The organism is uncultured Campylobacter sp., from assembly GCF_938045595.1.
In the GTDB taxonomy this organism is placed as follows: domain Bacteria; phylum Campylobacterota; class Campylobacteria; order Campylobacterales; family Campylobacteraceae; genus Campylobacter_B.
On the sequence record NZ_CALIBB010000198.1, the window covers coordinates 1 to 5,803 of the forward strand.

General features: G+C 42.3%; 4 protein-coding genes and 1 pseudogene. 1 reads left to right on the forward strand and 4 read right to left on the reverse strand.

What is annotated here, in order from left to right:
• On the reverse strand, positions 1-588 hold a 588-nt coding region (locus tag Q0340_RS07815; protein ID WP_298082844.1), incomplete at its 3' end, for a hypothetical protein.
• A gap of 304 nt (positions 589-892) precedes the next feature.
• Here Q0340_RS07815 and Q0340_RS07820 point away from each other — a divergent pair.
• The gene (locus Q0340_RS07820) at positions 893-1,411 is read left to right on the forward strand and encodes a hypothetical protein (protein ID WP_298082845.1); all 519 of its coding nucleotides are present in this window, start codon (positions 893-895) and stop codon (positions 1,409-1,411) included.
• A 399-nt stretch (positions 1,412-1,810) separates the two neighbouring features.
• Here the strand turns inward: Q0340_RS07820 and Q0340_RS07825 are convergent, their stop codons facing one another.
• The 3 genes and pseudogenes from Q0340_RS07825 to Q0340_RS07835 form a co-directional block, all read right to left on the reverse strand.
• A complete protein-coding gene (locus Q0340_RS07825; protein WP_298082846.1) occupies positions 1,811-2,947 on the reverse strand; it encodes a PepSY-associated TM helix domain-containing protein in 1,137 nt (378 codons plus the stop codon).
• A gap of 32 nt (positions 2,948-2,979) precedes the next feature.
• Positions 2,980-4,959, reverse strand: coding sequence for a TonB-dependent receptor (locus tag Q0340_RS07830; protein WP_298082847.1), 1,980 nt, complete (start codon positions 4,957-4,959; stop codon positions 2,980-2,982).
• A 629-nt stretch (positions 4,960-5,588) separates the two neighbouring features.
• Positions 5,589-5,803 (reverse strand): annotated as a pseudogene (locus Q0340_RS07835) (DNA adenine methylase); the annotation flags it as partial.

The following is a 5,803-nucleotide window of genomic DNA, read 5'->3' on the forward strand; positions in this document are numbered from 1 at the left end:
GTTTAGCCGCCACGACGAGAGTGCCTTGGCGAAGAAAAAGATCACGACGCCCGCCGCCAGCATCTCATATGCCATAGTTAGCTGCTCGCTCATGGCGATACCGACTAGCCATAGCACGATGATCGATCCGATCCCAAATTTAAAGAGTTGCTCGTTTTTTACGTAGCGGGAGTGCTTAAGTGCCGTGTAGCTCGTGCAGGTGCGTAAAAAGCCGGGCGTAAGCTTAATGTAGTCGATATTAGAGAGCAGGATTTCTCTATTATGCGCGCCCGAGACGAAGGTGATCGCATAGTCGTTAAATTTATACAGCCCATCGCCGTCACTTCCTTTATACCAAGCTATACCGGCGATTATAAGTCCCAATAGCCCATTACTGTAACGCCCTCCTCCACGACTTTCTGCGAAAAAGAGCTTATCTAAATCAAGCCCGGTTAAAACGCCGTAAAAAAATATAAAAGCCATCATCGTAACGGAGAAGATCACGATGAAGGAATTGTCGTTTTTGACGCTAAATCCGCCTGTGCTCGTGGTTCGTGCGCCGCGGCTGCGAAGGGCGGCTTTGTAGTCTTTGGTAGTAAAAGTAGGCATTAGCTTCCTTTATTTCAGGGTTTCAAAACAGCTTGCGCGCGCTTTTAAAGCCCGTTTAAAACGGCGGAATTTTATAAAATTTCAGATCAAATTCGGATTAAATTTTAAATTTGAAGAGGCTTTGAAATTTAAGCGAGTTTCAAATTTAAAGGATTTGAAATTTAGCCGCCGAGCTACGCTTAAAATTTACGCTTTCGCTTAAATTTATCAAAATTTAAACGCATAGCGGCGCCGAAAGATCGTAAATTTAGCCAGGGCTAAACCCTGTTTTTATATAATTGCACAAAATTTTAAAGGAGAAAAAATGAAAAAATTTTTTGCTTTGCTTTTTGCGGCGCTATTTTTTGTCGGTTGCGGGCAGTCTCAGCCGAAAGTACCGATCGCAAGCGCGTATAAATTCAAGGGTATTACCTACCAACACTTCCAAAACCATAATCCGAAAAAATTTGTCTATCAATCGCCGGAAGCGGTCGAGAAAAAGTACAACGAGCAGCTTTTAGCGGCGTTAAAAGAGGCGAACCTGCTGGATCAAAACTCTACCGATGAGCTTAAAATTACAATAAAGCACCACAGGGGCTTTACGGGCGAAGCTACTCCGTTTCCTAGCGATAGAATTGGTGGTATAGAGTTTATCTATGAGGTTCAACTCGTAAGAAACGGCCAAATTTTAAGAAGCTACGTGCAAAATGACATCGAGCATTACGATCCGGGATTTTTCGGCAATATGAAAACCATAGCGTTGCAAAATACAGACGATAGCTATGAAAATGCCGCAATTACGGCTCTTGTCAAGCATTTGATGGAGATTATAAAGGGTTTTTAGTGGTTCAAGGGCTTTGCATTGCAAACTAAACTGCAGTAAATTTTTAAAGCACGACTGGCTAGCGTATGTGGCGGTTCGCATGACCTAAACCATCATAAATAGTTTTTGATGCCTTGTGAACTTCTAAATCGCGGAATTTAAAAACGGCTGCAAACCTGCGCGGTAAATTAAAGTGCAGTTTCGTAGAAATTAAGAAATCAATTGAAATTGCAAATGGTAGTTTTGCTGAGACAAATTCTGCTTCCTCGTAGTCAAATTCTGCGTTATAACCCAAGCTTAAATGCTATAAATTTGAAATTCCGCGGTACAAAGCACTTGTTAGGCTATGAGCGCAGCCTCTTTTGCAAAGCCTTTATGTTTCTGCCCTGTTTAAAATAGTACTGTGTGTTTTGCATTGATCTATCTTATAAGCCTTTTTAAGCTCATCCAAAAACCGCTTGCGGCTAAAAACAAAAATGAAAGCGAAGATAGGCAAAATATAAGCTTGCCGATCTGCCCGAAAATTTCTCCCGAATGAATATCTAAAACTGCCATGCGTATCGTCATAAAACGCGGCATTTGCGCTTTCATATCGGCAAATTTAACATCCCTTAAAATTTCGCCGCTCATAGCATTGATCGCGATTCTATTAAATTCATCGCTCTCGTCGCTCGCAATCCCGTATATCGCGCTATATACTCCGTCTTTTGGATTAAGCATTATGTTAAAAAATTTAAAATTTTCACCGTGTTTTTGGGTAAAAATTTTAAACATCGCGTCGATCTCCCGTAGTTTGCTTGTATCCTTAAACCCAGACTTTTGGCTAGGTTCAAATTTTTCAGCTTTGTAAATTTGCTCCTCGCCCAAAATTTTATTCGTTAGTCTTGCTAACCAGTCATAAGAAAAATATAGCCCGCTCGCGCTTATAGCAAAAAGTATTACAGCCACATAGATGCCCGTGCATCCGTGGATCTGATAAAGCAGCGCGTAGCCGCGAGTTTTGAAGTTGATCTTCAGCGCTTTTGTAAGCTTGCGTCTAAAAAATGGATAATAGATCAAAATCCCGCTTAGCAAAAGCAAAATGAGCCCTAGCGTGCTAAGTGCCACGATTTGCCTGCCGATCTCGCGAGCCCCCTCGCCAAAGGCAAGCTCAAAGCCTAGATTTGTATGTAGGCTTAGCACAACGTTCATTATCCTCTCTTCATAGTTCTCGCCGACGATTTGTCCGTCATAAGGGCTCAAAAAATACGCTCTTGCTCGTCCTTTACCGTCTTTGCCCGCGACTTCGATGCTTGCGCCGCCGTCTTTTATGCCGATTAGCTCCGGCGTGAAGCTGCTTTGCTTCTCGCCGAAAATTTTTAAAATTTCAGAAATTTTTAGGCGAGGTACATCTTTTTGGACGGCGAAAGACTGCCGCTCGTTAATCGCGTCAAAAATTTCATCGTGATACGAGATGAAACAGCCCGACAAGGCGACTACGAGCAGCGGTAGTGCACAAAGCAGAGACAAAATTAAATGGACGTTGAACCAAAAGTTTTTCTTTAAAACTCTCCTCATCGTTCAAATTTCATCTTTAAATTTTGCTCGAATTAAAAATTTACGTTGAAGCCGAGCTGAAATTTACGACCCTCAGCTATGAGGGCCCTGGTCGGTTTATCGTCTATTACTCTTTCGTTAAATACGTTATATACGCTAAAATTTACGCTAGCGTTTTTCGTGATTTTATAGTTAGTCCCGACGTCGGTGACGGCGTAGCCTTTAGTGTTTACATATACGCCATTTTTTACCCTGCTTATATAATTTACCTGCGTCCAGAAGCTCAGATCGCTATTAAAGTCGTAATCAAGTCCCGTTTTTATCATATAGCGCGGGGTGTCGGTCAGCGCTTTACCCTCGTTTTCGCCTGATTTTTGTTTTGATTTAGCATAGGTATAGTTTGCGTGAAATGCTAAATTTGATAAAATTTTCCACTCGCCGCTAAGCTCAAGTCCGTCTATGGAGGCTCTGCCGACATTTACGTTTTCATAAATACCAAAATAGGTTTTGCCTTGATAAACACAAGTCCAAGTAGCGGGATTATTAAAATCCGCTCCCGATCCCCAGCCGCCGCATCTTACGACGCTATCGATCTTGTCTTTGAAGTCGGTGTGAAAAACGGTTGCCGAAAGGCTTAGATTATCGTTATTGTCATACATCGTTCCGACCTCGTAATTTACGCTAGTTTCGGGCTTGAGGCTGCTTCGCCCCAGTCTGATACCGCGTCCGTGATTTATCGGAATTTTTAGCCCTTCGGATCTATCGTCGATATTAGGCGTCGTATAGCCCGCCGATACGCCTCCCTTAAACGATAAATTTTCATTTAGATGATAAACGATGTAGCCGCGCGGCGCAAAGTGTCCGCCGTAGTCTTTGTCGTAGTTGTATCTTAAGCCCGCAGTCAGTGCAAGCGCGTCCGTGACATAAAAATTATCCTCTCCAAATACCGACACATCCCATCTTTTTAGATGTGCATCATCGCTAAAGCCCGGCTCATTTTGTGATGAATCCAGCTTCTCATGGCGATACTGTGCGCCGAGCGTTAAGGTATTTGAGTCAAAAAGATACGAGCCTTGAGTATTAAATATCGTAGATCTTAGCCTGATGTCGCTTGCGGCTTGATCGGAAAAGGTTTTTGTAACCTCGTGCGATAGATAGGTATCGGTTAGAAATTTATCGTATCTTCCGCTATGCGAGAGCGAAATTTGATCGTCTTTGTCGTCTTCGTGAGTGTTATATCCTAGATACGCCGTTTTGCCTAGAGTTCTTGAGGTCAAGTTTTTCGTGTGTTTGTAATCAAGCGCGAGATCGTCGTTTTCGGTCGGCTTAAACATCAGCTTTGCGCCGAAATTCTTATCCGCGTCTTTTGGATTGCCGTAGTCTTTGGCGTCTTCAAATTTATGAAAATATCGCCCGTAAAGCGAAATTCCGAGTGCGTCTGGCACTATCGCGCCGCTTGCATAAAATCCAGTAGAGTAGCCATTGCCTATGTCTTTGTGCTGCGCGATATCGTAGTAACCGTTTATATTGGCGCTAGGTTCATTAGAAAAGCCCTTGGTGATGATGTTTATCACGCCGCCCATAGCGTCGGTACCGTATAGAGAGCTCATCGGTCCGCGGATGACTTCCACGCGGGCGATAGCATTTGCGGGCGGGATGAAGCTTTGGATGCTTCCTTGCGAGCCGAAACCTGGAAATGCGCTCTCGCTGGAAACAGGACGACCGTCGATTAAAATTTTAGTATATTTTGAATCCATACCACGCATTCTGATATCGCTTTTGCCCTTCATTGAGCTAAATCTAGGCGCGGAATATACGCCTGGTATATCCTTTACGATGTCGGCTACGTCTTTGTGATTTCTCTTTTCGATCTCTTTTTGAGGTATTACCGAGATCGACGCCGGCGCTTCTTTGATATCTTGCTCAAAGGCGGTGGCGCTTACGACGATCTCTCCTAAATCGGCCTCTTGCCCCCCCCATAGTTGTGCGGTTAAAACCGAAACTGCCACGAGCGATAAATGCAAACTGCGCATTATTATATCCTTTTGATAAAATTTTGCGAATGAAATTCATGGACGAAATTATAGCTCCGAAAAGATTAAATATTTATGAAATATTAAAAGGCGTTATCGCTATCAAGCATACTTGATTCTCCCGTGCAATCGCTAGTTATAGGCATTGATGAATAAAATTTTATTTGCTCTTGGCAGTTTAAGGAGCGAATGATAAATTTAAAGGCGCAATGAGCTTTAAAAATTTACGCCGCGTTGTAAATATCAAAATTTAAATGCAGTGAGCTCGGGATATCTGTCATTAGTGTGCGCCGTGGGTTTTTGCAGAGAAATTTAATGAGACTTTGCGAAGCGTAGCCGACGAGTATGGGGGCTAGCAACAATTAAATTTTCACTATGAATTTAAATAAGAGTGTTTTTAATACTAATTTTTCAAGCGTTAAGGTGCGGCTTACGGAGCTAGCGATAAATTTGAAACGAAGCTCGTAACTTTGTAAAACCGCTTTTCAAATCAAAGTGAATTTACGCTTAAAATCAAAGTGGGATAAATTCGGACAACTTTCCACTTTGATTTGAAACGTAAATTTTTATTTTAAAACGGCTTTAAAATACCTTTTAAAAGTTTAGTATAAATACCGTTTAAAAAGCCTTTAACCGTCATAATTCATAATCAAAAGCTCCTTGCTACTCTTTCGCTCTGCTGCGTTATTTAAGCTGTAGCTGATATTTAGCTCTTTCATATTAAAGCCCCGGTAAAGATCGTGGATAAGCTCGCAGTCGTTGTAGCTAAGCATAAATTTGCCTTTGATACCTCGTAAAATTTCAGCCAAAGCTTCGTGATCTTGCTTGCTAAATCCGCCTGCCG